General features: G+C 64.5%; 25 protein-coding genes. 8 read left to right on the top strand and 17 right to left on the bottom strand.

The features are described 5' to 3' along the window. Positions 1 to 2: 2 nt before the first annotated feature. Positions 3 to 305, bottom strand: coding sequence for a hypothetical protein (locus CR917_RS17710; RefSeq protein WP_054915264.1), 303 nt, complete (start codon positions 303 to 305; stop codon positions 3 to 5). A gap of 324 nt (positions 306 to 629) precedes the next feature. Between CR917_RS17710 and CR917_RS17715 the strand changes: the two genes are divergently transcribed. Further along, positions 630 to 860, top strand: coding sequence for a hypothetical protein (locus CR917_RS17715; RefSeq protein WP_043860807.1), 231 nt, complete (start codon positions 630 to 632; stop codon positions 858 to 860). Here the strand turns inward: CR917_RS17715 and CR917_RS17720 are convergent. Genes CR917_RS17720 through CR917_RS17750 form a run of 7 tightly spaced genes read right to left on the bottom strand, consistent with a single transcriptional unit; the run spans position 832 to position 7,790 of the window. After that, on the bottom strand, positions 832 to 1,857 hold the full coding sequence (locus CR917_RS17720) for a nucleoside hydrolase (protein WP_054915265.1): 1,026 nt from the start codon (positions 1,855 to 1,857) through the stop codon (positions 832 to 834). The two genes, CR917_RS17715 and CR917_RS17720, sit on opposite strands and share 29 nt — an antisense overlap. Positions 1,858 to 1,887: 30 nt before the next feature. Beyond that, positions 1,888 to 2,292, bottom strand: a complete 405-nt coding sequence (rbsD, locus tag CR917_RS17725; RefSeq protein ID WP_104572738.1) for a D-ribose pyranase — start codon at positions 2,290 to 2,292, stop codon at positions 1,888 to 1,890. Then, positions 2,289 to 3,206 carry a ribokinase gene (rbsK, locus tag CR917_RS17730; RefSeq protein WP_054915266.1) on the bottom strand — a complete coding sequence of 306 codons (918 nt, stop codon included), beginning with the start codon at positions 3,204 to 3,206 and terminating at the stop codon, positions 2,289 to 2,291. Before rbsK ends, rbsD begins: the two co-directional genes overlap by 4 nt. A gap of 12 nt (positions 3,207 to 3,218) precedes the next feature. Continuing rightward, positions 3,219 to 4,241, bottom strand: a complete 1,023-nt coding sequence (locus tag CR917_RS17735) for a LacI family DNA-binding transcriptional regulator (protein ID WP_043860811.1) — start codon at positions 4,239 to 4,241, stop codon at positions 3,219 to 3,221. A gap of 3 nt (positions 4,242 to 4,244) precedes the next feature. Next, positions 4,245 to 5,240: an ABC transporter permease gene (locus tag CR917_RS17740; RefSeq protein ID WP_054915267.1), complete on the bottom strand. Its 996-nt coding sequence runs from the start codon at positions 5,238 to 5,240 to the stop codon at positions 4,245 to 4,247. Beyond that, complete coding sequence (locus CR917_RS17745) at positions 5,237 to 6,787, bottom strand: sugar ABC transporter ATP-binding protein (protein ID WP_104572739.1); 1,551 nt, start codon at positions 6,785 to 6,787, stop codon at positions 5,237 to 5,239. Before CR917_RS17745 ends, CR917_RS17740 begins: the two co-directional genes overlap by 4 nt. Before the next feature lie 46 nt (positions 6,788 to 6,833). Further along, complete coding sequence (locus CR917_RS17750; protein ID WP_043860814.1) at positions 6,834 to 7,790, bottom strand: sugar ABC transporter substrate-binding protein; 957 nt, start codon at positions 7,788 to 7,790, stop codon at positions 6,834 to 6,836. A 335-nt stretch (positions 7,791 to 8,125) separates the two neighbouring features. Here CR917_RS17750 and CR917_RS17755 point away from each other — a divergent pair, with 335 nt between their 5' ends. The 3 genes from CR917_RS17755 to CR917_RS17765 all read left to right on the top strand — a co-directional run bounded on the left by CR917_RS17755 (position 8,126) and on the right by CR917_RS17765 (position 10,812). Further along, positions 8,126 to 9,214 (top strand): asparaginase, encoded by a 1,089-nt coding sequence (locus CR917_RS17755; protein WP_043860815.1) that lies wholly within the window; start codon positions 8,126 to 8,128, stop codon positions 9,212 to 9,214. A gap of 197 nt (positions 9,215 to 9,411) precedes the next feature. Beyond that, a complete protein-coding gene (locus CR917_RS17760) occupies positions 9,412 to 9,657 on the top strand; it encodes a DUF1654 domain-containing protein (RefSeq protein WP_043860816.1) in 246 nt (81 codons plus the stop codon). Between the two features lie 87 nt (positions 9,658 to 9,744). Continuing rightward, entirely contained in the window at positions 9,745 to 10,812 is a 1,068-nt protein-coding gene (locus tag CR917_RS17765; RefSeq protein ID WP_054915269.1) for an endonuclease/exonuclease/phosphatase family protein, read from the top strand. Between the two features lie 43 nt (positions 10,813 to 10,855). On the opposite strand, the gene CR917_RS17770 is transcribed toward CR917_RS17765, so the two are convergent. Together CR917_RS17770 and CR917_RS17775 are read right to left on the bottom strand one after the other, a co-directional pair. After that, positions 10,856 to 11,821: a DUF559 domain-containing protein gene (locus tag CR917_RS17770; protein ID WP_078479643.1), complete on the bottom strand. Its 966-nt coding sequence runs from the start codon at positions 11,819 to 11,821 to the stop codon at positions 10,856 to 10,858. A gap of 145 nt (positions 11,822 to 11,966) precedes the next feature. Further along, positions 11,967 to 12,635 (bottom strand): FMN-binding negative transcriptional regulator, encoded by a 669-nt coding sequence (locus tag CR917_RS17775; protein WP_078479642.1) that lies wholly within the window; start codon positions 12,633 to 12,635, stop codon positions 11,967 to 11,969. A 98-nt stretch (positions 12,636 to 12,733) separates the two neighbouring features. Between CR917_RS17775 and CR917_RS17780 the strand changes: the two genes are divergently transcribed. Continuing rightward, positions 12,734 to 14,227 carry a PLP-dependent aminotransferase family protein gene (locus CR917_RS17780; RefSeq protein WP_043860820.1) on the top strand — a complete coding sequence of 498 codons (1,494 nt, stop codon included), beginning with the start codon at positions 12,734 to 12,736 and terminating at the stop codon, positions 14,225 to 14,227. Here CR917_RS17780 and CR917_RS17785 read toward each other — a convergent pair. From CR917_RS17785 to CR917_RS17795, 3 genes are read right to left on the bottom strand one after another with little or no spacing between them, the layout of a single operon-like run. Then, a complete protein-coding gene (locus CR917_RS17785) occupies positions 14,206 to 14,631 on the bottom strand; it encodes an HD domain-containing protein (RefSeq protein WP_043860821.1) in 426 nt (141 codons plus the stop codon). The two genes, CR917_RS17780 and CR917_RS17785, sit on opposite strands and share 22 nt — an antisense overlap. Before the next feature lie 12 nt (positions 14,632 to 14,643). Then, positions 14,644 to 15,159, bottom strand: a complete 516-nt coding sequence (locus tag CR917_RS17790) for a GNAT family N-acetyltransferase (protein ID WP_104572740.1) — start codon at positions 15,157 to 15,159, stop codon at positions 14,644 to 14,646. 55 nt (positions 15,160 to 15,214) lie between these two features. Then, positions 15,215 to 15,784 (bottom strand): SPOR domain-containing protein, encoded by a 570-nt coding sequence (locus CR917_RS17795; RefSeq protein WP_054915273.1) that lies wholly within the window; start codon positions 15,782 to 15,784, stop codon positions 15,215 to 15,217. A gap of 93 nt (positions 15,785 to 15,877) precedes the next feature. Between CR917_RS17795 and CR917_RS17800 the strand changes: the two genes are divergently transcribed. Beyond that, a complete protein-coding gene (locus CR917_RS17800) occupies positions 15,878 to 16,342 on the top strand; it encodes a cysteine hydrolase family protein (RefSeq protein WP_043859730.1) in 465 nt (154 codons plus the stop codon). Between the two features lie 46 nt (positions 16,343 to 16,388). On the opposite strand, the gene CR917_RS17805 is transcribed toward CR917_RS17800, so the two are convergent. The 4 genes from CR917_RS17805 to CR917_RS17820 form a co-directional block, all read right to left on the bottom strand. Continuing rightward, complete coding sequence (locus tag CR917_RS17805; RefSeq protein ID WP_104572741.1) at positions 16,389 to 18,632, bottom strand: Orn/Lys/Arg decarboxylase N-terminal domain-containing protein; 2,244 nt, start codon at positions 18,630 to 18,632, stop codon at positions 16,389 to 16,391. A gap of 86 nt (positions 18,633 to 18,718) precedes the next feature. Continuing rightward, entirely contained in the window at positions 18,719 to 19,471 is a 753-nt protein-coding gene (gene dnaQ, locus CR917_RS17810; RefSeq protein ID WP_229589435.1) for a DNA polymerase III subunit epsilon, read from the bottom strand. An 86-nt stretch (positions 19,472 to 19,557) separates the two neighbouring features. Next, on the bottom strand, positions 19,558 to 20,013 hold the full coding sequence (gene rnhA / locus CR917_RS17815; RefSeq protein ID WP_043859728.1) for a ribonuclease HI: 456 nt from the start codon (positions 20,011 to 20,013) through the stop codon (positions 19,558 to 19,560). 9 nt (positions 20,014 to 20,022) lie between these two features. Then, a complete protein-coding gene (locus CR917_RS17820; protein WP_043859727.1) occupies positions 20,023 to 20,805 on the bottom strand; it encodes a class I SAM-dependent methyltransferase in 783 nt (260 codons plus the stop codon). Between the two features lie 80 nt (positions 20,806 to 20,885). On the opposite strand from CR917_RS17820, the gene gloB reads away from it, so the two are divergent. Then, complete coding sequence (gloB, locus tag CR917_RS17825; protein WP_043859726.1) at positions 20,886 to 21,665, top strand: hydroxyacylglutathione hydrolase; 780 nt, start codon at positions 20,886 to 20,888, stop codon at positions 21,663 to 21,665. 99 nt (positions 21,666 to 21,764) lie between these two features. Continuing rightward, the gene (locus CR917_RS17830; RefSeq protein ID WP_043859725.1) at positions 21,765 to 23,186 is read left to right on the top strand and encodes a LysM peptidoglycan-binding domain-containing protein; all 1,422 of its coding nucleotides are present in this window, start codon (positions 21,765 to 21,767) and stop codon (positions 23,184 to 23,186) included. Positions 23,187 to 23,198: the final 12 nt, after the last annotated feature.

Raw genomic sequence — 23,198 nt, forward strand, 5'->3', positions numbered from 1 at the left:
GTTCAGTAGATATCGATGTAGTCGCTGGCGGGCTTGGGCCAGTTGCTGGCCAGCACGTTGTACACCTGCATGACCCAGCGTTCGTCGTCGGCGGCAACAGGGCCCACGCAGCCCGAGCCGGCGGCCCAGGTCTCGAGGCGAAACAGCAGGCCATCGAGCTCGCGCCCGCCGGTAATCTGCGACAGGTAGGCAATGCCGCCGCGGGTGACGCGCAACTGGTTGTGGATTCGGTCGTTGCCTTCGGCCAGCAGCTGGCGCACCTGCTGGGGGGTGAGCTGCTCGGGGGTGTTCAAGTCGATCTGCACGGGGTGTCCTCGGGCGTGCGCGGTGGCTGTGGGGTGCAGGGTACATCAGGCGGACTCTGTACGCCCTCTTCGCTGGCAAGCCAGCTCCACGGCTACCGCGCCGACCCAAGTGCCAACGAAGAATCGGTACAGACGTCACGAATAGGCGAACCCAACCACCATTTAGTTTGCCTAGCCCCGCTGCTTATGCATAAGTAGCAGTGCCGGCCCTGTTGCAACATGTTTAACTTGTACCAGTTGGCGGAGCGCAATCATGCCCCCGCTGTAGACGCCAGGGCCCGGCATCTGCACCAAACAGCACGCGTATTTTCGATCGAGACCCCCATGAATAGCCCCACCCTGGACACCAACATCAAGGTCACATGGCCTGACGGCCATCGTTCCTACAGCCCCGGCACCACCGAAGAGCTGTTCATCATCGCCGCCGACCTGCTGCTTCAAGACCTCGGCCACGAAGCTGCCCGCACCTTCGTCGACCAGGTGTTCGAACGCCACTGGCCCGCGACCGAACACCAGCCCACACCCATTACTGCAATCGAGCAAGACGCTCGCTGAGCAAATCGAAAAAGCCCTGGGCATCGCCGCTCTCGATCCACATCACATTGGCCGGTAGCTCGAGCGTGCCGTACCAGTCCGCAATGGTCTGACCAAAGGTCGGGCCTTCGCGGCTATCCACGCTCATGTGAATCTGCCGGCCACTGAACAGCTCGGGCTTGAGCAGGTAGGCAATCACGCTGGCATCGTGCACCGGCCCACCCGGCAGGCCGTAGTGCGCCATGTCCCCCTTGACGTAAGCATCCAGAATATCGCCCACCAGCTTGCTGGCGTGGTTGTTCAACCCGCGAATCTGCTTCAGGCGCGCCTCGCTGGTGAGTACCTTGTGGGTCACATCCAGCGGCAGGTAGGTGAGCTTGACCCCGCTGCGCAACACGACCTCTGCCGCCTGTGGGTCGGCGTACAGGTTGAACTCGGCCACCGGGGTGATATTGCCGCCATTGAAGTGGGCACCGCCCATCACCACCACTTCCTTGATGCCCTTGACGATCTGCGGGGCCTGAATCAGCGCCAGTGCCAGGTTGGTCTGCGGGCCGAGCATGGCAAGGGTGATGCTGTTGGGTTCAGCGCCACCGAGGGTGTCGATCAGGTACTGCACCGCGCTGCCCTGGGCCAGGCCCTTTTTCGGCTCGTGCACCGCCACGCCAGGCAAGCCCTCCTCGCCATGGATGTTCTCGGCATAGATCGGCGTGCGCACCAGCGGCGTGGGCGCGCCGGCGTACACCGGCACCTCTTCGCGCCCCGCCCACTCCCGGGCCAGCCGTGCGTTGCGCGAGGTCTTGTCGAGTCGCACATTACCGGCCACGGTGGTAATGGCGCGCACCTTCAGTTCCTCTGGCGACGCCAGGGCGAACAACAACGCCACCACGTCATCCGCGCCGGGGTCGGTATCGATGATCAGGTCGCGGGGCGCGGCCAGCACGGCAGTACTCGACAGGGCAGACATAAGCACTAAACCTCGTAGCAAACGTTTGGCTTTTTGGACACGTTCAGGCATTGGGCACTCCTTGTGCTCAGGGGACAACAGTCAAAAGGTCACGCCCGCCACCAGCGCGATGTTGGTATAGGGCTGGCATTCGCCGGTGCGCACGATGGCCCTGGCCTGCGCACCGAGCTGCTTGAACGCCGCATGGCTCATCAAATGGCGCGCGCCCAGCTCGCCGCGGGCATGCAGCAGCTCGATGCCTGCCAGGGCCGGCGGCCTGTGTTGCAGGGTCTCGTCGGCCAGCACGTGGCTTTCGACCTGCATTTCGGCCAGCACCGTTTGCAAGGTACTGATGAAATCCGGTATGCCGGGCGTCAGTGCAAGGTCGATCAGCTCGACACCGGCAGGCACGGGCAGGCCGGCGTCGCCGATCAGCACCACATCGCCATGCCCCAGCGACGCGATCAGGCGCGACAGGGCGATATTGAGCAACGGAGTCTTCTTCATGGCGTGCTCCCCTGCAGTTCACTCAGATACGGAATGGAGGGCTGGGCACCGGCGCGGGTGACCGAAATGGCGGCGGCCTGCTGGCCAAAGGCAATGGCCTCGCGCTCCGACCTGCCAGCGGCCAACGCAGCGGCAAAGCCACCGACGAAGGTATCCCCGGCCGCCGTGGTGTCCAGTGGCTGCACCCGCGTCGCCGGAAAATGCGCAAAACCCTGGCCATCGGCGAACAGAGCGCCTTGCGCGCCCAGGGTGACGATCACCTTGCCCACCCCCAGCGCCAGCAGTCGGCTGGCGGCTGCCTGCGCCTCCTGCAGCGAAGCCACCGGCAGCCCGGTCAGGGCGCTGGCCTCGCTCTCGTTGGGGATCAGGTAGTCGATGTTGGCAAACCAGTCAGCCGGCAGCGGCCCGGTGGCCGGTGCCGGGTTGAGGATCACGGTCTTGCCCAGCGCCCGGCCACGGGCCAGGGTGTGTGCCACGGTGGCCTGCGGTACTTCGAGCTGGCAGATGATCACATCGGCAGCCTGCAGCAGGCGGTCCAGGCGCTGTACCGATGCCGGCAGCAAGTGCCCGTTGCCACCGGCCACGATGACGATGGCGTTCTGGCTGCTGGCATCCACCACGATCAGTGCCACACCACTGGAAACACCCGCCGCCGTGTCCACGCCCTGGCAATCGATGCCCTCGTCGAGCAGCGCCTGACGCAACTGCGCACCGTAGGCGTCCTCCCCCACACAGCCGATCATTGCCACCGCTGCCCCCAACCGCGCAGCTGCTACCGCCTGGTTGGCGCCCTTGCCGCCCGGCACGGTGCCGAACCACTCGCCGGCCAGGGTTTCCCCCGCCTGCGGCAGGCGCTCGGCGCGGGTCACCAGGTCCATGTTCAGGCTGCCTACCACCACTACATTCGCTTGCATGGCATGTCGGTCCTAGCGGTAATCATTGAAGAGGTCGGGACGCGGCCCGGTGGACTCGCGCAGCACGATGCTCGGTGCGACGATGCGCTGCTCTACCCCACTGCGCTGCGGCTCACCGATACGCCGCAGCAACAGCTCGGACGCCATCTCGCCCAGCTCGCGGATCGACTGCCCTACCGTGGTCAGCGCAGGGTAGACGTACTGGCTCATCTGGATATCGTCGAAACCGATCACCGACAGTTCGCTCGGCACGCAGATGTTGCGCTCGGCCGCGGCACGCAGCACGCCCATGCCGATCATGTCGTTGGCCGCGAAGATCGCGGTCGGGCGGTCGTGGCCCAGCAGTTGCGCTGCGGCGCCATAGCCGCCCAGGCTGGTGAAGTCGCTGTCCACCACGCGGCCCTCGCGCAGGGGCACCCCGGCCTGGGCCAGTGCCCGGTGAAAGCCGGCCAGGCGCATCTTGGCCACGCTGGTGTGTGCCGGGCCGTTGATGCAGGCGATGTCCTGGTGCCCCAGCTCCAGCAGGTGTCGGGTGGCCAGGTAGGCCCCCTGCTCGTGGTCGATGCGCACCAGGTCGGCGTCGACGCCCGCCAGCGCGCGGTCGACGATCACCATGGGCGTGCGCACGCTGGCCAGGCTGTCGAGCAGGTCGGCCTCCTCGCCCACCGAGGCCACGATCAGACCGTCGATGCGTTTCTCCAGCAGCACGCGCAGGTAGCTGCGCTGCTTGCGCGGGTCGTCGTCGGAGTTGCACAGGATCACGCAGTAGCCATTGCGCTCGCAGCCATCCTCGATGCCCCGCGCCAGTTCGGCGAAATACGGGTTGACGCTGTTGGGCACCAGCAGGCCGATGGTGGCCGTGCAGCGCGCCTTGAGCGAGCGCGCCACCGCACTGGGCACGTAGTCCAGCTCGGCAATCGCCGCTTCTACCTTGCGCCGCACCGGTTCGCTCACCGGGCGGGTCTTGTTCAGCACGTGGGAAACGGTGGTATAGGAAATACCCGCCAGCGCCGCTACATCTTTGATGGTTGCCATTGTTCAGGTCCGCCGGCGCGCGCGCCGGCTGCGGTAAGTGTCGAGAACCACGGCGATCACGATGACCGCCCCGGTGATGATGCGTTTGGTCGGCTCGCTGGCGCCGATCTGCGCCAGCCCTGCGGCCAGCACCGAAATGATCAGCACACCGAAGAAGGTGCTGATGACCGAACCGCGACCGCCCATCAGGCTGGTGCCGCCGATCACCACGGCGGCAATCACCTGCAGCTCCAACCCGGAGCCGGCATTGGGGTCGGCGGCCTCCAGCCGCGAGATCTGGAACAGCGCCGCCAGGCCGGCCAGCAGGCCCATCAGCGAGAACACCAGAATCTTGTACGGGCGCGGATCGATGCCGGCCAGGCGCACGGCCTCTTCGTTGGTGCCGATGCCGATCAGGTAACGGCCGAACACGGTGCGGGTCAGTACCAGTTGCGCCACCACGATCACCAGCAAGGCGATGATGAAGGCCGGCGAAATGCCGAAGGCCACCGGCTCCGACAGCCAGGCAAAGGCATCACCGATGTACGCGGTGCGCGAGTCGGTGAGCTGGTAGGCCACGCCACGCGCCATTTCCAGCACACCCAGCGAGACGATGAACGAAGGGATGCGCCAGGCCACGGTGATCGAGCCGGTAAGGGTCCCGGCCAGTGCCGCGCACCCCATGCCGAGCAGTGCCGCCGGCAGCACGCTCCAGCCCCAGCCCAGAATCGCCACGCTGACCGCCGACGCGGCCAGGGCCAGTACCGAGCCCACCGACAGGTCGATGCCGCCGATGATCAGCACGAAGGTCATGCCCACCGCCAGCACCATCAGGTCGGGGATCTGGTTGGCCAGGGTGCTGAAGGTGCCGTACGATAGAAAGTGGCTGCTCAGCAACGAGAACAGCACCACCATCGCCAGCAGCGCACCGGCCAGGCCCAGGTAGGTCCCCAGGCCGAGGTAGGTACCGCTGCGCCGGGCCGGTGGGCCAGGCGGTGTGTCTATCGGGGAGGTGTTCATGCGGGGTTCCTGGGCACTGCGTCTTGCAGCAGCGCGTCACGTTTCTGATAGCCGGCAAAGGCGGCGGCCAGTAGCTGGTCCTGGCTCCAGTGCTCACGCTCGAAGGTTTCAATCAGGCGCCCTGCCGAAAGCACACCGATGCGATCGCAGATCAGCATCAGTTCGCGCAGGTCGCTGGACACCACCACCAGCGCCTTGCCCTGGCGGGTCAGCTCGGCGAGCAGCCCATAGATGTCGAACTTGGCGCCCACATCGATACCGCGCGTGGGCTCGTCGAACAGCAGCACGGCGCAGTCGCGCTCCAGCCAGCGGCCGATCACCACCTTCTGCTGGTTGCCACCCGACAGCTCCCCCACCGTTTGTGCGGGCCCGGCGCTGCGGATGCGCATGGCCTGGATCTGGCGCTCGGCCAGGGCACGCTCGGCAGCAACGTCCACCAGGCCCGCGCGTGAGATCGCCGGCATGTTGCCCAACGCCAGGTTGGCGCTGACCGACTGCGACAACAGCAGGCCTTCGCCCTTGCGGTCTTCGGTAATCAGGGCCACGCCGTGGCGCACTGCAGCCATGGGCGAGTCGATACGCACCGGGCGCAGCGGGCTGCCCAGCTCGATGCTGCCACTGTCGGCCGTGTCGGCACCGAAGATCAGGCGCAGCAGCTCGGTACGCCCGGCACCGATAAGCCCGGAGATGCCGAAGATTTCGCCGCTGCGCACCTCGAACGAGACGTCCTGCACCTTGTCGCCCCGGCCCAGGCCGCTGACACGCAGTACCGGCTCGCCGATCGTGCGGCGCCCCAGGTCGATATGCTCGCCCAGCTCGCGCCCCACCATCAGGTTGACCAGTTGCTCGCTGCTGTAGCGCTGCATCGGTTCCACGCACACCAGCTTGCCGTCGCGCAGCACGGCAATGCGCTGGGCGATGCGCTTGAGCTCTTCGAGGCGGTGGGAAATGTAGATGATCGACACACCCCGTTGCTGCAGGCGCTCGATCTGGCGGAACAGCAGCTCCACCTCGCGTGCGGTGAGCATCGCGGTGGGCTCGTCGAGAATCAGCACATGGCAGTCGCCGATCAGGTTGCGGGCGATCTCCACCATCTGCTGATGGCCGATGCCCAGCTCGCCGACCAGCGTATCGGGGTCGATCGCTTCGAGCCCCACCTGCGCCATTGCCGCGGTCGCCAGTTGGCGCAGGCGCGTGCGATTGACCCAGCCGGCGCGGCTGGGCAGGTTGTGCAGAAACAGGTTCTCGGCCACGCTCAGGGTGGGCAGCAGGTTGAGCTCCTGCATCACCATGCGCACGCCCAGGCGCTCGGCCGCGGTGCGGCTGGCGGGCTGATACACCTGGCCCTGGTAGAACATCTGCCCGGTGGTGGGGGTTTCGAGCCCGCCGATGATCTTCGACAGGGTGCTCTTGCCCGCACCGTTCTCGCCAGTCAGGGCCAGCACTTCGCCGCGCAGCAGGGACAGTTCGATATCGCCCAGCACGGGCTGGGCGTAGGTCTTGCCGATTGCACTGACCGACAACACGACATCCGCAGTCGCCGACATAAGGTGTTCTCCTGGCGCCCGCACCACGGCAGGCACCGTCAGCGGGCTAGGGCTGCTTGACCAGCTCGACCGGGGTCTGGATGACGTTGTCGGCATCCACGTCCGGCTTCTCGCCGCGCAGCATCTTCAGGGCCGCCTCGATACCGAACACCGCCTGTTTGGCGGCGTATTGATCGGCCGTGGCCAGCACGCGACCGTCGCGCAGCATCGGCTGGATCGCCTTGATGTTGTCGTAGCCCACCACCTGCACCGCGCCGACCTTGCCTGCCGCGCGCACCGCCGACACCGCGCCGAGCGCCATGCTGTCGTTGCCGGCCAGCAGCGCCTTGAGGTCGGGGTATTCGTTGAGCATGGCCGAGGCCACGGCATTGCCCTTGTCGATCTCCCAGTTGCCCGATTGCACCGAGACGATCTTGATCTTGGCTGCCTCCATGGCGTCCTTGAAACCGGCAGTACGCTGCTGGGCGTTGGTGGTGGTCGGCACGCCCTCGATGATGCCGACCTGATCGCCCACGCTCAGGCGCGTGGCCAGGTACTCGCCCACCAGGCGCGCGCCCTTGCGGTTGTCGGGGCCCACGAAGGGCACGCTGAGGTTCTTGCTCTTGAGTACATCCGGGTCGAGGCGGTTGTCGATGTTGACCACGGTGATCCCCGCGTCCATGGCCTTCTTGACCACTGGCACCAGGGCCTTGGAATCGGCCGGGGCAATCACCAGCGCGTTGACGCCGGAGACGATCATCTGCTCGACGATGCGGATCTGGTTGCTGGTATCGGACTCGTCCTTTATGCCATTGGATACCAGGTCGAACTCGCCTGCGTGGTCTCTCTGGTAGGCCTTGGCGCCGTCTTCCATGGTGAGGAAGAACTCGTTGGCCAGCGACTTCATCACCAGGGCCACCTTGGGCTTGGCGGTGTCGGCATGGGCGTGGCTGAAGGGTACGGCGGTGGCGAGGGTGGCCAGCATGGCAACGGCCAGCAGGCGTCCAGCGAAGGGCAGCGTCATGGGTTCACTCCGAATCTTATGATTTTTGTCGGGTCGCAAACGTTTGCGGTTAACAATTATGGAAACGCTACCGGGTTTTGTCAAATCTGCCGACCGCCCTTCATGGCCCCAATAGTGCCGGGAATTATCCTTAAAATCTTCGGAAAACCGAACATCTGGCACCGCAATAATTCGGGTTTCCGAAAGCAGTGCCGGGCAGCACGGGGCATAAGCCCAAATAAATTTCTTATAAATCAATGAATTGACGTCAACGCTCAGTTAATTGGGCAACTGGTACGCTTTCTGCTGAACTTGTGTGGGCAACACAGCAATTTCACTCATAAGGAACAATAACGATGAAAGCTGCGCTTCACTCCTTCGCTCCGGCCGCCCTGGCCCTGTTCATGTTCTTCCCTGCTGGCGCCTACGCCAAGGAAGCCGAAACCCAACAGAAACTCGCCAACGTGGTTATCCTCGCCACCGGCGGCACCATTGCCGGTGCTGGTGCCAGCGCCGCCAACAGCGCTACCTATCAAGCCGCCAAGGTGGGCGTCGACAAGCTGATTGCCGGTGTTCCGGAGCTGGCCAACCTGGCCAACGTACGCGGCGAGCAGGTGATGCAGATCGCCTCCGAAAGCATCACCAACGAAAACCTGCTGCAACTGGGCAAGCGCGTTGCCGAGCTGGCCGACAGCAAGGACGTTGACGGCATCGTGATCACCCACGGTACCGACACCCTCGAAGAGACCGCCTACTTCCTCAACCTGGTGGAAAAGACCGACAAGCCGATCGTGGTCGTGGGCTCCATGCGCCCCGGTACCGCAATGTCGGCTGACGGCATGCTCAACCTGTACAACGCCGTGGCCGTGGCCAGCGACAAGCAATCGCGCGGTAAGGGCGTGCTGGTGACCATGAACGACGAGATCCAGTCCGGTCGCGACGTGAGCAAGTCGATCAACATCAAGACCGAAGCGTTCAAGAGCGCCTGGGGCCCGATGGGCATGGTCGTGGAAGGCAAGTCGTACTGGTTCCGCCTGCCGGCCAAGCGCCACACGATGGATTCGGAATTCGACATCAAGACCATCAGCAGCCTGCCTGCCGTGGACATCGCCTACAGCTACGGCAACGTCAGCGACACCGCCTACAAGGCCCTGGCGCAAAATGGCGCCAAGGCCATCATCCATGCCGGTACCGGCAACGGTTCGGTGTCTTCGCGCGTAGTGCCGGCCCTGCAGGAACTGCGCAAGAACGGCGTGCAGATCATCCGTTCGTCCCACGTCAACCAGGGCGGGTTCGTGCTGCGCAACGCCGAGCAGCCTGACGACAAGAACGACTGGGTAGTGGCGCACGACCTGAACCCGCAAAAGGCGCGCATCCTGGCCATGGTCGCCCTGACCAAGACCCAGGACAGCAAAGAGCTGCAGCGCATCTTCTGGGAATACTGAGTGCAGTAGCCCGGCAGGCCGCCCTTCCTACAGCGGGGCGGCCTAACCTCTTGTAACCTCGCCACTTTTATTTTGCCCACGGTGCAGCAAAGCCTGCGCCGTGTGGTCACATGGGTTCTTTGAGCGACACGCAGTTGCGAAAAGCCTTACAGTAAAATACTGTATGCGCATACAGCAAAAACAAGGAACCTGTACCTGTGGCCACCTCCTCTGCCGCCAAGCCCGTCAGCAGCTACGAGCAACTGGGCATCCGCATTCAGAAAATCATCAACTCGCCAACCGCGCAGAAGTCCCGCGCGGCGCTGATCTTTCGCCTCGAGCACGAGTCGCCTGCCGACTGGGAGACCCTGCTCGAGGAAATCGCCGAAAACGACAACGTCACCCTGGCCTACCGGGATGACGGCGGCGTGCAGATATTCTGGGTTGTGCCCAAGGAAGACTGAAGCCGTCGCCAGGCGCTGCCCGCCCACCCTGCTCCGACTTGTCGCCCTTCTGGGCGATGGTGTTATCCGTAGAATCTGGAAGTAATGATGTTCAAGAATCTTGCAGCTGCAGTGATGCTGCTGATGTTGTTGTGTGGCCAGGTGTTTGCTGAAACGCGTATCGGCACCTGGAACCTGGAACACCTGAGCGACCGCCCCAACAAGGACTTCAAGGCCATTGCCAAGGTCGCCAAAAATGTGGATTTTCTGGCTGTGCAGGAGCTGATGAGCGAAGCGGCCCTGGACAAGCTGGCCAGGGAACTCAGCCGCCAGAGCGGCGAGCCCTGGAGCCACATGGCCTCCGATGCGGTAGGCAGGTCTTCGTACAAGGAAATGTATGGTTTCGTGTGGAAGGACAGCAAGGTCGCCTATGAAGACGGTGCGGTGTCCTACCTGGACCGCAAGAAGATCTTCGAGCGCGAGCCCTACTCCGCGCGCTTCAAGTCACTCACCGACAATGCCTATTTCGTGGTGGCCACGGTGCATATCGTGTACGGGAAAAAGCCGTCTGACCGGGTCGCGGAAATCGATGCGCTGTCGAGCTACTGGACCTGGCTGAAGGAAGTCTACCCCGGCAACAATCACATCCTGCTGATGGGCGACTTCAACATGCCGCCCACTTCGCCTGCCTGGAAGTCGCTCAATGCCGCCGCCAGACCACTGGTGGTCGCAGGCGCCAGCACGCTGTCCACAACCGACGGCAAATTCGCCAACCTTTACGACAATATCTTCGTCAGCCATTCCTCGCCGCTGAAGGTCAACAGCGTGGGCGTGTACGACTACCCGAAACACCTGGGCATGACTCACCAGCAAGGCCGGGCGAACATCTCCGATCACGCGCCGATCTTCCTGCGTGCAGAGCTGGGGCAAGGCAAGGGCACGGCCACGACCGCCGCTTCACCGGCAAGACCCGCCGCACCCGCCAAAACCAAGGCTGCAACTGTGGCCGACGCCACCGGGCAAGTGCGCGGCAACCGGGCCAAGAAGCGCTACCACCGCCCGGACTGCCCGTCGTACAACAGCATTGCCGAAAAGAATCGGGTCGAGTTCAGCAGCGAATCTGCCGCCCAGGCAGAGGGCTACAGCATCGCCGGCAACTGCCAGAAGGCCGGCTGAGGGGATAACGGTGCAGCCTTGACGCCAAGGCTGCACCTGAAGATCACTTGACCAGCTGGAACTGACTGGCGCCCTGCAACTCCAGACGCGGCACGCCCTTGTACTGCTCGATACGCCCTATCACGCACACCGTGCGCCCCTCCAACGGCTGCGCCAGCAACGAGGCGAACGCCGGGCGATGCTCGCCCCATACCACCAGCCCCAACCGTCGCTTGCTGGGGAAGCTGGCACCCAGATCGATCCAGGTCGGCTGGCCCCTGGACGACGGTTTGTAGGTCACCTTCATGATCGGGCCCAGCACCGCAGCGCTCTGCCCGATATGGTCGGCGGCCTGACGCCAGTCCAGCGGGTTGTCGCAGGTGGCGCCCTGCAAGGTGGCGGGTGACGCCGGCGCCGCCACTGCCTGGCTGACCACGGCCGAGCCTGCAACCGACTCGGTGCCCTTGAACGCAAACACCACGATCAGAACCCCGATCAGCGCAGTGAATGACATGATCGTGTACTTCATGACCGAAACCTCCTTGTTGAGCCCTTTGATCCGGCTGCCCTGCGCCTGCGCCAACTGCTGCACGCTGGCGCTCTGGCGCGTGCTCGACAGCAGGTCGTGGGCTTTTTTTCGCTCGGCATCGAGCAGTACGCTGATATCCCGAGCACAACGCTGCGGATGATCCCTGACGTCGCGGTTGGCAAAGCGCAGCACCCGCCAGCCCTGGGAAGTGAGTGCAGACTGCCGCCGCTGCCAGTCGATGAACTCGGGGTGCGACATGCCGGTGCCCGTACCGCTTTTGTCATAGCCATCGATTTCGATGGCGATGCGCACGTCTCCCTCTTCATTGATGACAAGGTCGCAGTAGCGTTGCTTGCCGTCATTGTCCTTGAAGGGATATTGCGCACTCAGCGACTCGTAACGGATGCCCGCCACGAGGCTGAGCACGTTGCTGGCGAACAGTCGTTCGTAGTCACTGCCGAACCGCGCCGCATTGGCCTTCAACCACTCGTCCTGGGTCATGTCCTGTCGTCTGCGCTGGAAAGTCGGGCCGGTGCAAAAGCACCCACTCTCGACCGATGCAGTCAAAAAGCCATAACGCAGCCGAGCCGCCGATTCTGGCCGACTCTGTAGGAAAAGTCGATTTTCAAGTGGGATCAGACGGCGGTCATTCGGGCGACTTCGCCGGCAAGGCCGGCCCGTGCAGGGGGTGACCGGTGGCGCTCAACATGGCTTCGCCCACTGCTGGTTTGCCCGACGCCTTCAACCCCTGGGCGGCGCCCTGGATATCCCGCGCCTCCTTGTTCTGGCCCAGCTTGAACTTGCCGACCAGACGGGTGATCTCGATCTCGAGCCCGACGATGGCCTTGAGCATGTCGCGGATGTAGTCCTTCGGCGCGTCGGACATCTTCCACGGCACGGGCTGGGATGCTTCGTGGGTTCGCGTGAGCAGCGCCACCAGGCCACGCACGTAGTGCTCGTCATCGTGCAAGGTGACGCGGCCATGGGCGTGCACCACCTGATAGTTCCAGGTGGGCACCTGTTTGTGGGTCTCGTGCTTGCTGGGGTACCAGTTGGGCGAGATGTAGGCATCGGCGCCGCGAAAGATCACCAGCACTTCATCGCCATCCTTGAGTTCACGCCACAGCGGGTTGGCCCGCGATACGTGAGCATGCAGCACCCCCTGCGTGCCCTCCTGCGGCTTGAAGTGGAACGGCAGATGGTTGGCATCCAGCCCACCCTCGCCGTGGCTGACCAATACACCCAGCGGGTTCTGCATGATCAGTTGATGCAGCACCTCGGGGCGCGACTCGTTGAAAGACTGCGGTACGTACATGGTTTGCATCCATCCGGCACAGGGCGATGGCAAATTGTGTGGCGCAACTGGCCCATGGTATAGATCCACTATCGAACAAAATGACTGGACCAGAAAACATGGCGCGCAAAGCCAACGTGGTGGATATTCCTTCGCTGGGCACGCTGGACCGCAGCAGCGGCCAACTGGGGCGCCAACTGGCCCAGGCGCTGCGTGCGGCGATCCGGCGCGGCGACCTCAAGCCCGGCGAGGCGCTGCCCTCGACCCGCATGCTGGCCAGATCGCTGATGATCGCGCGGGGCACGGCCATCGAGGCGTTCGAGCAACTGACGGCCGAGGGGTTTCTGGAGTCCCGCGGCCGTGCCGGCACGCGGGTCGCGCACAGCCTTGAAGAGCCACCTGCCGCGCACACGACAGGTGTGGCGCGGCCCGCCGCCAGCTCGGCACGCATCGAACGCTTTGCACAACTTGCCCGCCGCTTCGGCGAGGTACCCCAGGTACCGTTCGCCGTCTCGGTACCGCTGGGCAAGGCCGCGCCGGATGATATCTGGCGGCGCCTTGGCAACCGGGTGCGCGCCCGCGGCCCGGGCGCCCCTGCCGGCTATGGCGACCCGCTGGGGGAAATCGAGCTGCGCGAGGCGGTGGTGGACTATGTGCGCAAATCCCGCTCGGTACGCTGCGAGGCCAGCCAGGTGATCATCACCTCCGGCACCCAGCAGGGCCTGTACCTGGCCTGCCAGGTGCTGCTGGACATCGGCGATTTCGCCTGGGTCGAAGACCCGGCCTACCGCGGTATCACCGCCATTCTCGAAAGCGCCGGGCACAGCGGGCAGATGGTGCGCGTACCGGTGGACGCCGAGGGCATGGACGTGGAACACGCCGTCGCTACCTGCCCCCACGCCCGCGCCGCCTTCGTCACCTCTTCGCACCAGTACCCGCTGGGCATGCCGATGAGCATGACCCGGCGCGAGGCACTGCTGAGCTGGGCCAGAACCCACAATGCATGGGTGATCGAGGACGACTACGACGGCGAGTTGCGCTATGCAGGGCACCCCTTCCCCTCGTTGCAGGGGCTGGACCCTGAACGGGTGATCTACCTGGGCACCTTCAGCAAGATCCTGTTCCCGTCACTGCGCCTGGGCTATGCGATCGTGCCGCCGGACCTGGTGGACGCCTTCTGCGGTGCCCGCGTGCTGATGGACCGTCATCCGGCCAACGCCGACCAGCAGGTACTGGCGGCCTTCATCAACGAAGGCCATCTGGACCGGCACATCCGCCGCATCCGCGGTGTGTACGCCACCATCCACCGCCAGGTGAACGAAGCGGTGGCGCGCTGGCTGGAGCCTGAGCTGGCCTGGCTGCAACCGACCGACCAGGGCATGCACCTGGTGCTGTGGCTGGCAGCCGGTATCGACGACAGGCAGGTAGCGGACCAGGCCGCAGAGGCCGGGGTGGTGGTGCGCGCGGTATCCCCCATGTATGCGGGGCCGCACGGCAGGCCCGGGCTGGTGCTCGGCCTGGGTGGGTTCAGTGGCGAAGCCATCGATGCGGCGATGCAGCGCCTGGCACGGGTGATCGAAAGCGCCAGCGTTCAGGCCAGCGCCTGCAGGTAGGCGCTGGCCTGTTGATAGCGCTGCAGGCGCGCGATGTCTTCGGGGCCGGGCATGGCGATGCGCGAAAGGTCGCTGTTGTCGGCAAGGTCGGCAAGCTTTACCACCCGTGCCAGCGGGTCGCTGCCCAGCCGCGCGACGAAGGCCTCGTAGCTTTCGTCATCGCGCCGGCTCAGCGCCTGCACCGCCGCCAGTATCTTCAGGGCGAAGCCTTCGCGGGCCAGGTCCGACAAGCTCATGCTGGTATCTTCAAGCACGTCGTGCAGCACCGCGACGATGCGCTGCTCGGTGGTCTGCACCCTCAGCATCACCCGCAACGGGTGCAGGATATACGCAGTGCCGCCCTTGTCCTGCTGCCCTTCATGGGCCCTGGCGGCAACCGCAATGGCTCGCTCCAGTGTGGACATAAGCCCCCTCCTCTAACCCTCGCGCCGTCGCAGGCGCGCCATGCTGCAGGCATCGGTGAACACACCGTCACGTAAAGCATAGTCGCGCAAATGCCCTTCCACCTCGAAGCCGTGGCGCCGGTACAGCGCCAGTGCCGGCTGGTTATCGGCGTAAACAGTGAGTTCGACGCGCTGCAGGCCCATCCAGTTGTCCGCCACCTCGAGCACCGCCGACAACAGCCGTGTGCCCACCCCCTGCCCTTGCCAGGCCGGGGCGACGCCCATGCCGATGCCGCCGCAGTGGCCGCGACGTACACGTATGAACTGCTCGAGCGTACAGCTGCCGATCACCTCGCCTTGATGTAAGGCCACCAGAAACACCATTCGTTCGTTGTCGGTGGCGATGCGTTTGCGCCACAGGTCGGCGCTCTGATACGGCATCTGCAGCACCTGCCGCGCCACCTGTGGGTGGTTGTACAGGGCCGTGAGCCCCTCGACGTGCTGTTCGGTACAACGTTGAAGGGTAATGGCGAAGGGCGAATCATTCATGACGGCTCATCCTTGAAGACAAGCCGTGAGTGTAAGAGGCGTCGCCGCGTGCTGGCTAGCGCTCGGCGCCGTGCTGGATGACCACCGAATCGGTACCCAGGCGCGCCATCACATCGTTCTTGCTGGCCAGGGCCTCCTCTTTGGTCGGGTAAGGGCCCAGCAGAACCACCGGCTTGCCGTCGCGGTACACCACCGAGGATGGAATCTGTTTTTCGATCAGGCGCGCGGTCATGTCGCTGAGGGCGCCCATGTTCGGGCCCTGGATGATCTCGACGTCCCAGCCTTCGGGCGCGGGCTGGTCGGCCAGCGCATCGGCGCGGCGCTGCAGGTCGGCACCACCGCAGATTTCGCGGATGCGCAGGTCGCCGCCGGTTTCGTCGATGATGATCTGGTAGTCGTCGCCCTGCTTGATGGCCACGTAGCTGCGGTAAGGCTGGAACACACCGGCCGCGTCCTTGCCACGGAACTGGCCGCAGATATCGCCCTGCTTGTTGAATCGCACGTTGGCGAACTTGGCCGTCTTCGGGTTATCCAGATGCTCGGCAACCTGCTTGTGTACCCGTTCGGCATCGTTGTCACAGCCGGCCAGGGCCAGCACTGCCATTACCACCGCCACTTTGCGCACGCGTCTATCTCCAGGTTTCAAGCGGCGGATTTTAGCATCTGTGCAAGGCCGGGGGTTACAATCGCCCGGCCTTGAACTTCCATAGGGCCTTCCATGCGCCAGGTACTGCTGATTATCGACGTACAACCCTCGTTCAACCCGCCGCAATGGCTGGTAGACGGCATAGCATCACTGATCGGCCGCATGCCGTCGGTGGCGAGCGTGGAGCGCCATGATGAATCGGTGACCCCGTTTCAACGTCAGCTGGGCTGGCAACCGGCGGCGCACGACCAGAGCCTGGTGGCGGCAGATCGTATCTTCATCAAGCATGGCTACGCCCCGACGGCCGAGATGCTGGATTACCTCAGGCAATTGAACCCCGAGCGCGTGCTGGTGTGCGGCATACAGACCGACACCTGCGTGCTGGCGGCGGGGTTCGCGCTGTTTGATGCGGGGCTGCAGCCGACCCTGATCAGCGACCTCACGGTAGGGTCGTCGCTGGATCGCTCGGGGCAGTTGGGGGTGAGCCTGTGGCGGCATCATTTCGGGCACGTGGTGAGTACGCAACAGTTGCGGTGAAGGCTTCGCCGGCAAGGCCGGCGAAGCGGCCAGCACAAACCATCCCTCATTCGCGGATGCAATCCACCGTATACACGTCCCCCACCTCATGCTGCAGCCCGTGCACATCGGCCACAAACCCGGGGAACCCACGGTCGAACGCCCGTGCAAAGCCCAGGTAGTCGATGATCGAGCGCGTCGACTCGGTAAAGCGCTCCCCGGGCATGATCAACGGAATCCCGGGCGGGTACGGCACCAGCATCACCGCCGCCACCCGCCCGATCAGGCGCTCGATCGGCACCGCCTCGACCTCGCCGCGCACCAGCTTGTCATACGCATCCCCCGGCTTCATCACCACCTCGGGCAAACGCGTGTACAAGCGCTTGAGCTGCTTGGCCGTGGCGTTGGCGCGGTAGCATTCGTGCAACTGCTCGCACAGGTCGCGCAGGCCCATGCCGTGGTAGCGCAACGGGTCCAGTTGCGCCACGCACGGCAGGCTCTGCAGCAGCGCGGTATTGGCGTCGTAGTTGCGCTTGAACTCCAGCAGTTCGGTGAGCAAGGTGCTCCACTTGCCCTTGGTGATCCCCATCGAGAACAGCACCAGAAACGAATACAGGCCGGTCTTCTCCACCACCAGCCCGCGCTCCCACAGGAACTTGCTGACCACTGCCGCAGGAATACCATGCTCGCCCAGGCTGCCGCCCGCATCCAGCCCCGGCATCACCAGCGTGACCTTGATCGGGTCGAGCAGCACGTAGTCTTCGCTCACATCGCCAAAACCGTGCCATTCGGCCTGGGGTTGCAGCAGCCAGTCCTCGGTCGCCACGCGGTGAATGCCACCCACCTGCGGCGGTTGCCAGATACTGAACCACCAGTCGTCGGCCAGGTGCTCGCGCAGGTTGGCCAGCGCACGCCGAAAGCTCAGCGCCTCGTCGAACATTTCCTGCAGCAGCGAGCGCCCAGCCGGGCCTTCCATCATCGCCGACGACACGTCCAGCGAGGCCAGGATGCTGTACTGCGGCGAGGTGGAGATATGCATCATGAACGCCTCGTTGAATCGATCACGGTCGAGCTGGCGTGCACCGCCGTCCTGCACGTGGATCATCGAGGCCTGGCTGAACGCGGCCAGCAGCTTGTGGGTGGAATGGGTGCTGAACACCAACGGGCTGTCGGCACTGCGCGAAGTACCCATGGCGTAACGCCCGGCAAAGAATTCGTGAAACGCCGCGTAGGCGTACCAGGCCTCGTCGAAATGCAGCACCTCGACACTGTTGCCCAGCACCTGCTTGATCATCTCGGCGTTGTAGCACAGCCCGTCATAGGTGGAGTTGGTCACCACCGCCATCTTCACCCGCGGCTCGCGCCCTGCGGCCAGCGGGTTGGCCTCGATCTTGGCCTGGATCGCCTCGCGGCTGAACTCGCTCAGCGGGATGGGGCCGATGATGCCCAGTTCGTTGCGCTCCGGACACAGGTACAGGGGGATTGCGCCGGTCATGATGATTGCGTGCAGCACCGACTTGTGACAGTTGCGATCCACCAGCACCAGGTCGTCACGCCCGACCATCGAGTGCCAGACGATCTTGTTGGCGGTGGAGGTGCCGTTGATCACGAAGAAGGTGTGGTCGGCGCCGAAGTTGCGCGCCGCACGCGCTTCGGCCGCCGCCAGGGGGCCGGTATGGTCGAGCAGCGAACCCAGCTCCGGCACCGACACCGACAGGTCCGAACGCAGGGTGTTCTCGCCGAAGAACTGGTGAAACGCCTGGCCCACCGGGCTCTTGCGATACGCCACGCCACCGCCATGGCCCGGCGTGTGCCAGGAGTAGTTCGATTGCGCGGTGTGCTGCACCAGGGCCTTGAAGAACGGCGGCAGCAGGCCGTCCAGGTAGTTGTGCGCCGCCCGCGCCACTTGCCGGGCCAGAAACGGCACGGTGTCTTCGAACAGGTAAAGGATGCCGCGCAACTGGTTCAGTTCGCTCATGGCGTCGGCCGGCGCGTTCTCCAGGGTCACCTGCTCGCCCAGTGCGAAGATCGGCAAGTGCGGTGCGCGCACCCGCGCCAGGCGGATCAGCTCGACCATGTTCTGCAGCAGGTGGGTGTTTTCCCCCGCGCCTTCGGCCGCAATCAGCATGCAGGCCAGACCGTGGTGGGTGGCCGCTACCAGGCGGCCCTCGGCGTAGTCCACCGCCGGCAGAATGGTAAAGCCGTCCTGGGCCAGTTCCTGGGCAATGCCGCGCACGCGATCACCGGCCACACTGTCGGCCTTGATATCGCGGTGCACGATGAGTATCGGAAACTTGAGGTCCTTGTACATGGGCGCCGGCACCTTCTGAGCGACAGGCCGTGAGGCCGTTCATTTCAGGGTAGAAGGTCGGCGCCAGGTACGCGGCGGGATTTGCTTCAGCGGGCCTCGAGCAGTTGCTGCCACAAGGCCGGGCCACCGGTGGATTTTGCCACCGCTTCAAGGCGCGCCATGTGCGCTTGCAGCTCTGCCTCGGTGGCCGGGATGATGCGCCCCGGCTGACGCCCCACCAGCCGACGGATCTCGCTGCCCTGGCTGGACTGGCCTTCGCCCTCGCTGTCGCTGCCGGCCAGTGACAGGCTGGTCTGGCCGCCGGTCATGGCCAGGAACACGTCCGCCAGCAACTCGGAGTCGAGCAACGCGCCGTGCAGTTCGCGGCCGGAGTTGTCTACGCCATAGCGTTTGCACAAGGCATCGAGGCTGTTGCGCTGGCCCGGGTGACGCTCGCGGGCCATCAGCAGGGTGTCGAGCACCTCGCAGTGCTGTGCGATATCGGCGCGATCGTGCTGGCCGAGCATGGCGAATTCGTTGTTGATGAAACCAACGTCGAACGCCGCGTTGTGGATGATCAGCCGCGCGCCCTTGATGTACTCGAAGAACTCGTCGGCGATTTCGGCGAAACGCGGCTTGCCCACCAGGAATTCGTCGGTGATGCCGTGCACCCCGATCGCGCCCTCGTCGCTTTCGCGGTCGGGCTGCAGGTACACGTGGAAATTGCGTCCGGTCATGCGCCGGCCGACCAGCTCGATACAGCCGATCTCGATGATGCGGTGACCATCGGCCACCGGCATACCGGTGGTTTCGGTGTCGAGCACTACCGACCTGTTGTTCTGCATCTCCACGTCGGTCATCTCCTGCCGCGTACTGCCTGAATATTGAAAGCGGCGAATTTTACCTCACCCGGGGCAGGATGTGGCGAATTCGCTAAAGGGAGGGTTCAGCGTTGCTTGCGCAGATCGTCGACGCCGCGGTTGGCCAGCTGGTCGGCACGCTCGTTGCCGGCGTGACCGACGTGCCCGCGCACCCACTGCCATTTCACGTTGTGGCGGTTGACCTGTTCGTCGAGCTGCTGCCACAGGTCGGCGTTCTTGACCGGCTCCTTGGCGGCGGTCTTCCAGCCACGCTTCTTCCAGTTGACCATCCACTCGGTGATGCCTTTCATCACGTACTGCGAGTCGGTCACCAGCAGCACATCACACTGGCGCTTGAGCGCCTCGAGGCCCTTGATGGCGGCCATCAGTTCCATGCGGTTGTTGGTGGTTTCGCGCTCGCCGCCCCACAGCTCCTTTTCGACGCCCTTGCAGACCAGCAGCGCGCCCCAGCCGCCCAGGCCAGGATTGCCCTTGCAGGCACCATCGGTGTAGATCTCGACGCTTTCGACGCTTTCGCTCATGTACAGCCTTTATTCATCATTGAAGGTGCGGCCCTCGGGGTGAGGCGTGCGCCGGTTGACCTTGGCCATCGGCAACGGCAGCAGCTTGCCCATCGGCTCGCGGCGCACCTGGCGCAGCGGGCGCAGGCCCACCACCATCTTGCGCGCCACCAGCACGTACACACCGCCACCGGATATCTGCCAGCGCCCGGCAGCACGCTCCCAGCCAGACAACCGTGCCTGCCAGGCCGGCGAGGCAAGCGGCGGACGATAGCACCCGAAGCGGCGTTTCTCCAGCGCGAAGCCCAGCAGGTTGAGCCAGTCGCCCACCCGCGACGGCGAGATGCAGCGCGCCTTGCGCAACGCATCATGGGCAAACACCCGGCGCAGGCCCCAGGTGCTCCAGGGGTTGATCCCGACGATCAGCAGGTGCCCGCCAGGGCGCACGCTGCTGGCCGCCTCGCGCAGCAGGCCGTGGGGCGAGAGGCTGAAGTCCAGCCCGTGCTGCAGCACCACCACGTCGGCGGCGTGCTCGCTCAGGGGCCAGGCCTGTTCTTCGCACACGATCTCGACGCCCGGCAGCGGCGCCCCCAGGCGCACGTTGCGTTGCACCTGCGGGGCATTGGGCGGTGCCTCGGCGCAAGGGCCGTAATGCACCAGGTAGCCACCGAAGAAGCGCCCCAGCTCCTCTTCGAGCAGGCGCTGTTCCCCGGCGAGCAGCTGCTGGCCCAGCGGGCCGGCGAACCACTCGCGCGCCTGGCTGATCAGCTCGAGCCACTGCGGGTCGGCCTGGGCAAAGGCTTGATCGGTCATTGCTGTCTCCCTTGGAAGGTTCTCGACAACGCACATAGCTACTAAGATGCACCCATGTCCACCGTTTGGCGAATCGCACGATGATACAGATACAGGCCCTGCCCGCTTTCAGTGATAACTACATCTGGTTGTTACAAGATGCCGTGAACCAGCGTTGTGCGGTGGTCGACCCGGGCGATGCCGCCCCCGTGCTGGCCTGGCTGCAGGCGCATGCCGACTGGCAACTGACCGACATTCTGATCACCCATCACCACCACGATCATGTGGGCGGCGTTGAGCAGCTCAAGGCGCACACCGGCGCCCGCGTCAGCGGCCCGGCCAACGAACGCATACCCGCCCGCGACCAGGCCCTGAACGACAATGACCGCCTCGAGGTACTGGGGCTTGAGTTCCAGGTATTCGCCGTACCCGGCCACACCCTGGGGCACATCGCCTATTACTGTGCCCAGCCGCAGTTGCCGATGCTGTTCTGTGGCGACACGCTGTTCGCCGCCGGCTGCGGGCGCCTGTTCGAGGGCACGCCGGAGCAGATGCACCACTCGCTGGAGCGCCTGGCAGCGCTGCCGGCGGCCACCCAGGTGTATTGCGCCCACGAATACACCCTGAGCAACCTGCGCTTTGCCTGTGCGGTCGAGCCGCAGAACCCGCACGTTATCCAACGCTTCGAAGACGTTACCGCACTGCGCGCGCAAGATCGCATCACTTTGCCCTCCACCATCGCGCTGGAGAAGCTGACCAACCCGTTTTTGCGGGTAGCAGAAACATCCGTTAAACAAAAAATAGACGAACGGGTGGGCCGCATAAACCCTACGCCCAGTGCTGTTTTTGCAGGGTTGCGGGCCTGGAAAGACACGTTCTAAACAGGCGCTGTGAAGGTCGGAAAATTCTCAAAGGTTGACCGATGGGGGGTGCCTTTCTAGAATCGCCCGACATTTTTGCCCGGAACTTTCCCCCAGCCAATGTCGTCCCCTAGCCGCAGAACCTTCAATTCCGTTGCCCTGACGCGCCTGGCCCAAGCCAGTGCGCTGGCCCTGGCCGCCACCCTCGTGGGCTGCCAGAGCACGCGCCAGGTCGATGAATCCGATAGCGTTCGCGCGCACAACTTCCAGGCGCGGATCAAGCAGAAACCGATCTTCGTGCATGACAAGAAGCCGGTCGAGCCAGCCGTGGCCCAGGACGTCTGGGAACGCATGCGCCAGGGCTTCCAGTTGCAGGACGGCATTGCGGTGAACCCGCGCATCGAGCAGCAGCGCCTGTGGTTCGCCAGCAACCCTTCGTTCCTGGAAGGCGCCGGCGACCGCGGCAGCCTGTACATCCACTACATCGTCGAGCGTCTTGAAGAGCGCGACATGCCGCTGGAGCTGGCCCTGCTGCCGGCAATCGAAAGTGCCTACAACCCGATGGCCTATTCCCGCGCTCACGCGGTGGGCCTGTGGCAGTTCATCCCGTCGACCGGGCGCTACTTCAACCTGCGCCAGACGCGCTTCTACGATGGCCGTCGCGACATCACCGCCTCGACCAACGCGGCGCTGGACTACCTGACCCGCCTGCACGACATGTTCAACGGCGACTGGCTGCTGGCCCTGGCGGCCTACAACGCCGGTGAAGGCACGGTCAGCCGCGCCATCGAGCGCAACGAGAAGCTCGGCCTGCCAACCGACTACTGGAACCTGCCGCTGCCCAAGGAAACCCGTGACTACGTGCCAAAGCTGCTGGCCCTGTCGCAGGTGGTACTGACACCGCAGGCGTACGGCGTGAACCTCAACCCGATTGCCAACGAACCCTACTTCGAAGCCGTGGCGATCAAGGACCGGCTCGACCTGTCGCGGGTCGCCGCACTGGCCGAGATCGACGAAGACGAACTGTTCCAGCTCAACCCGGCCTTCAAGAAACGCATGACCGTGGACGGCCCGCAGCAGTTGCTGGTACCCACCGCCAAGGCGCAACTGCTGACCACCAGCCTGTCGAACATGAAGCCCGAAGAGCTGCTCAGCCTGCAGCCGAAAAAGGCGGTATTCGAGGCAGCCCTGGCCGAAGCCTCGACGCCGGTGCGCAACAGCCGCTACCGGGTCAAGCGTGGCGACAACCTGGGCAGCATCGCCCGGGCCAACAAGGTCAGCGTCAAGGACCTGCAGCGCTGGAACAAGCTGCGCGGCAACAACCTCAAGGTCGGCCAGACCCTGGTGATGCAAGGTGCGCAGCCTGCCAGCGCGGCCGGCAACCAGAAGAAGCCTACCCAGTACAAGGTGCGCAAAGGCGATTCGCTGTACATGGTGGCCAAGCGTTTCAACGTTGAAATGCAGCACCTCAAGCGTTGGAATCCGCGCAGCGGCCACGCCCTCAAGCCCGGCCAGACCCTCACCGTCTACCTGCCGCACTGAGACCCGGGCCAG

The organism is Pseudomonas sp. BRM28 (genome assembly GCF_002939405.1).
Classification (GTDB): Bacteria; Pseudomonadota; Gammaproteobacteria; order Pseudomonadales; family Pseudomonadaceae; genus Aquipseudomonas; species Aquipseudomonas palmensis.

Bases quoted from the DNA above. Each gene is read 5' to 3' on its own strand.
- CR917_RS17715 (WP_043860807.1), top strand. From the start codon at position 630: ATGAATAGCCCCACCCTGGACACCAACATCAAGGTCACATGGCCTGAC.
- CR917_RS17720 (WP_054915265.1), bottom strand. From the start codon at position 1,857: ATGCCTGAACGTGTCCAAAAAGCCAAACGTTTGCTACGAGGTTTAGTG.
- rbsD (WP_104572738.1), bottom strand. From the start codon at position 2,292: ATGAAGAAGACTCCGTTGCTCAATATCGCCCTGTCGCGCCTGATCGCG.
- rbsK (WP_054915266.1), bottom strand. From the start codon at position 3,206: ATGCAAGCGAATGTAGTGGTGGTAGGCAGCCTGAACATGGACCTGGTG.
- CR917_RS17735 (WP_043860811.1), bottom strand. From the start codon at position 4,241: ATGGCAACCATCAAAGATGTAGCGGCGCTGGCGGGTATTTCCTATACC.
- CR917_RS17740 (WP_054915267.1), bottom strand. From the start codon at position 5,240: ATGAACACCTCCCCGATAGACACACCGCCTGGCCCACCGGCCCGGCGC.
- CR917_RS17745 (WP_104572739.1), bottom strand. From the start codon at position 6,787: ATGTCGGCGACTGCGGATGTCGTGTTGTCGGTCAGTGCAATCGGCAAG.
- CR917_RS17750 (WP_043860814.1), bottom strand. From the start codon at position 7,790: ATGACGCTGCCCTTCGCTGGACGCCTGCTGGCCGTTGCCATGCTGGCC.
- CR917_RS17755 (WP_043860815.1), top strand. From the start codon at position 8,126: ATGAAAGCTGCGCTTCACTCCTTCGCTCCGGCCGCCCTGGCCCTGTTC.
- CR917_RS17765 (WP_054915269.1), top strand. From the start codon at position 9,745: ATGTTCAAGAATCTTGCAGCTGCAGTGATGCTGCTGATGTTGTTGTGT.
- CR917_RS17770 (WP_078479643.1), bottom strand. From the start codon at position 11,821: ATGACCCAGGACGAGTGGTTGAAGGCCAATGCGGCGCGGTTCGGCAGT.
- CR917_RS17775 (WP_078479642.1), bottom strand. From the start codon at position 12,635: ATGTACGTACCGCAGTCTTTCAACGAGTCGCGCCCCGAGGTGCTGCAT.
- CR917_RS17780 (WP_043860820.1), top strand. From the start codon at position 12,734: ATGGCGCGCAAAGCCAACGTGGTGGATATTCCTTCGCTGGGCACGCTG.
- CR917_RS17785 (WP_043860821.1), bottom strand. From the start codon at position 14,631: ATGTCCACACTGGAGCGAGCCATTGCGGTTGCCGCCAGGGCCCATGAA.
- CR917_RS17790 (WP_104572740.1), bottom strand. From the start codon at position 15,159: ATGAATGATTCGCCCTTCGCCATTACCCTTCAACGTTGTACCGAACAG.
- CR917_RS17800 (WP_043859730.1), top strand. From the start codon at position 15,878: ATGCGCCAGGTACTGCTGATTATCGACGTACAACCCTCGTTCAACCCG.
- CR917_RS17805 (WP_104572741.1), bottom strand. From the start codon at position 18,632: ATGTACAAGGACCTCAAGTTTCCGATACTCATCGTGCACCGCGATATC.
- dnaQ (WP_229589435.1), bottom strand. From the start codon at position 19,471: ATGACCGACGTGGAGATGCAGAACAACAGGTCGGTAGTGCTCGACACC.
- rnhA (WP_043859728.1), bottom strand. From the start codon at position 20,013: ATGAGCGAAAGCGTCGAAAGCGTCGAGATCTACACCGATGGTGCCTGC.
- CR917_RS17820 (WP_043859727.1), bottom strand. From the start codon at position 20,805: ATGACCGATCAAGCCTTTGCCCAGGCCGACCCGCAGTGGCTCGAGCTG.
- gloB (WP_043859726.1), top strand. From the start codon at position 20,886: ATGATACAGATACAGGCCCTGCCCGCTTTCAGTGATAACTACATCTGG.
- CR917_RS17830 (WP_043859725.1), top strand. From the start codon at position 21,765: ATGTCGTCCCCTAGCCGCAGAACCTTCAATTCCGTTGCCCTGACGCGC.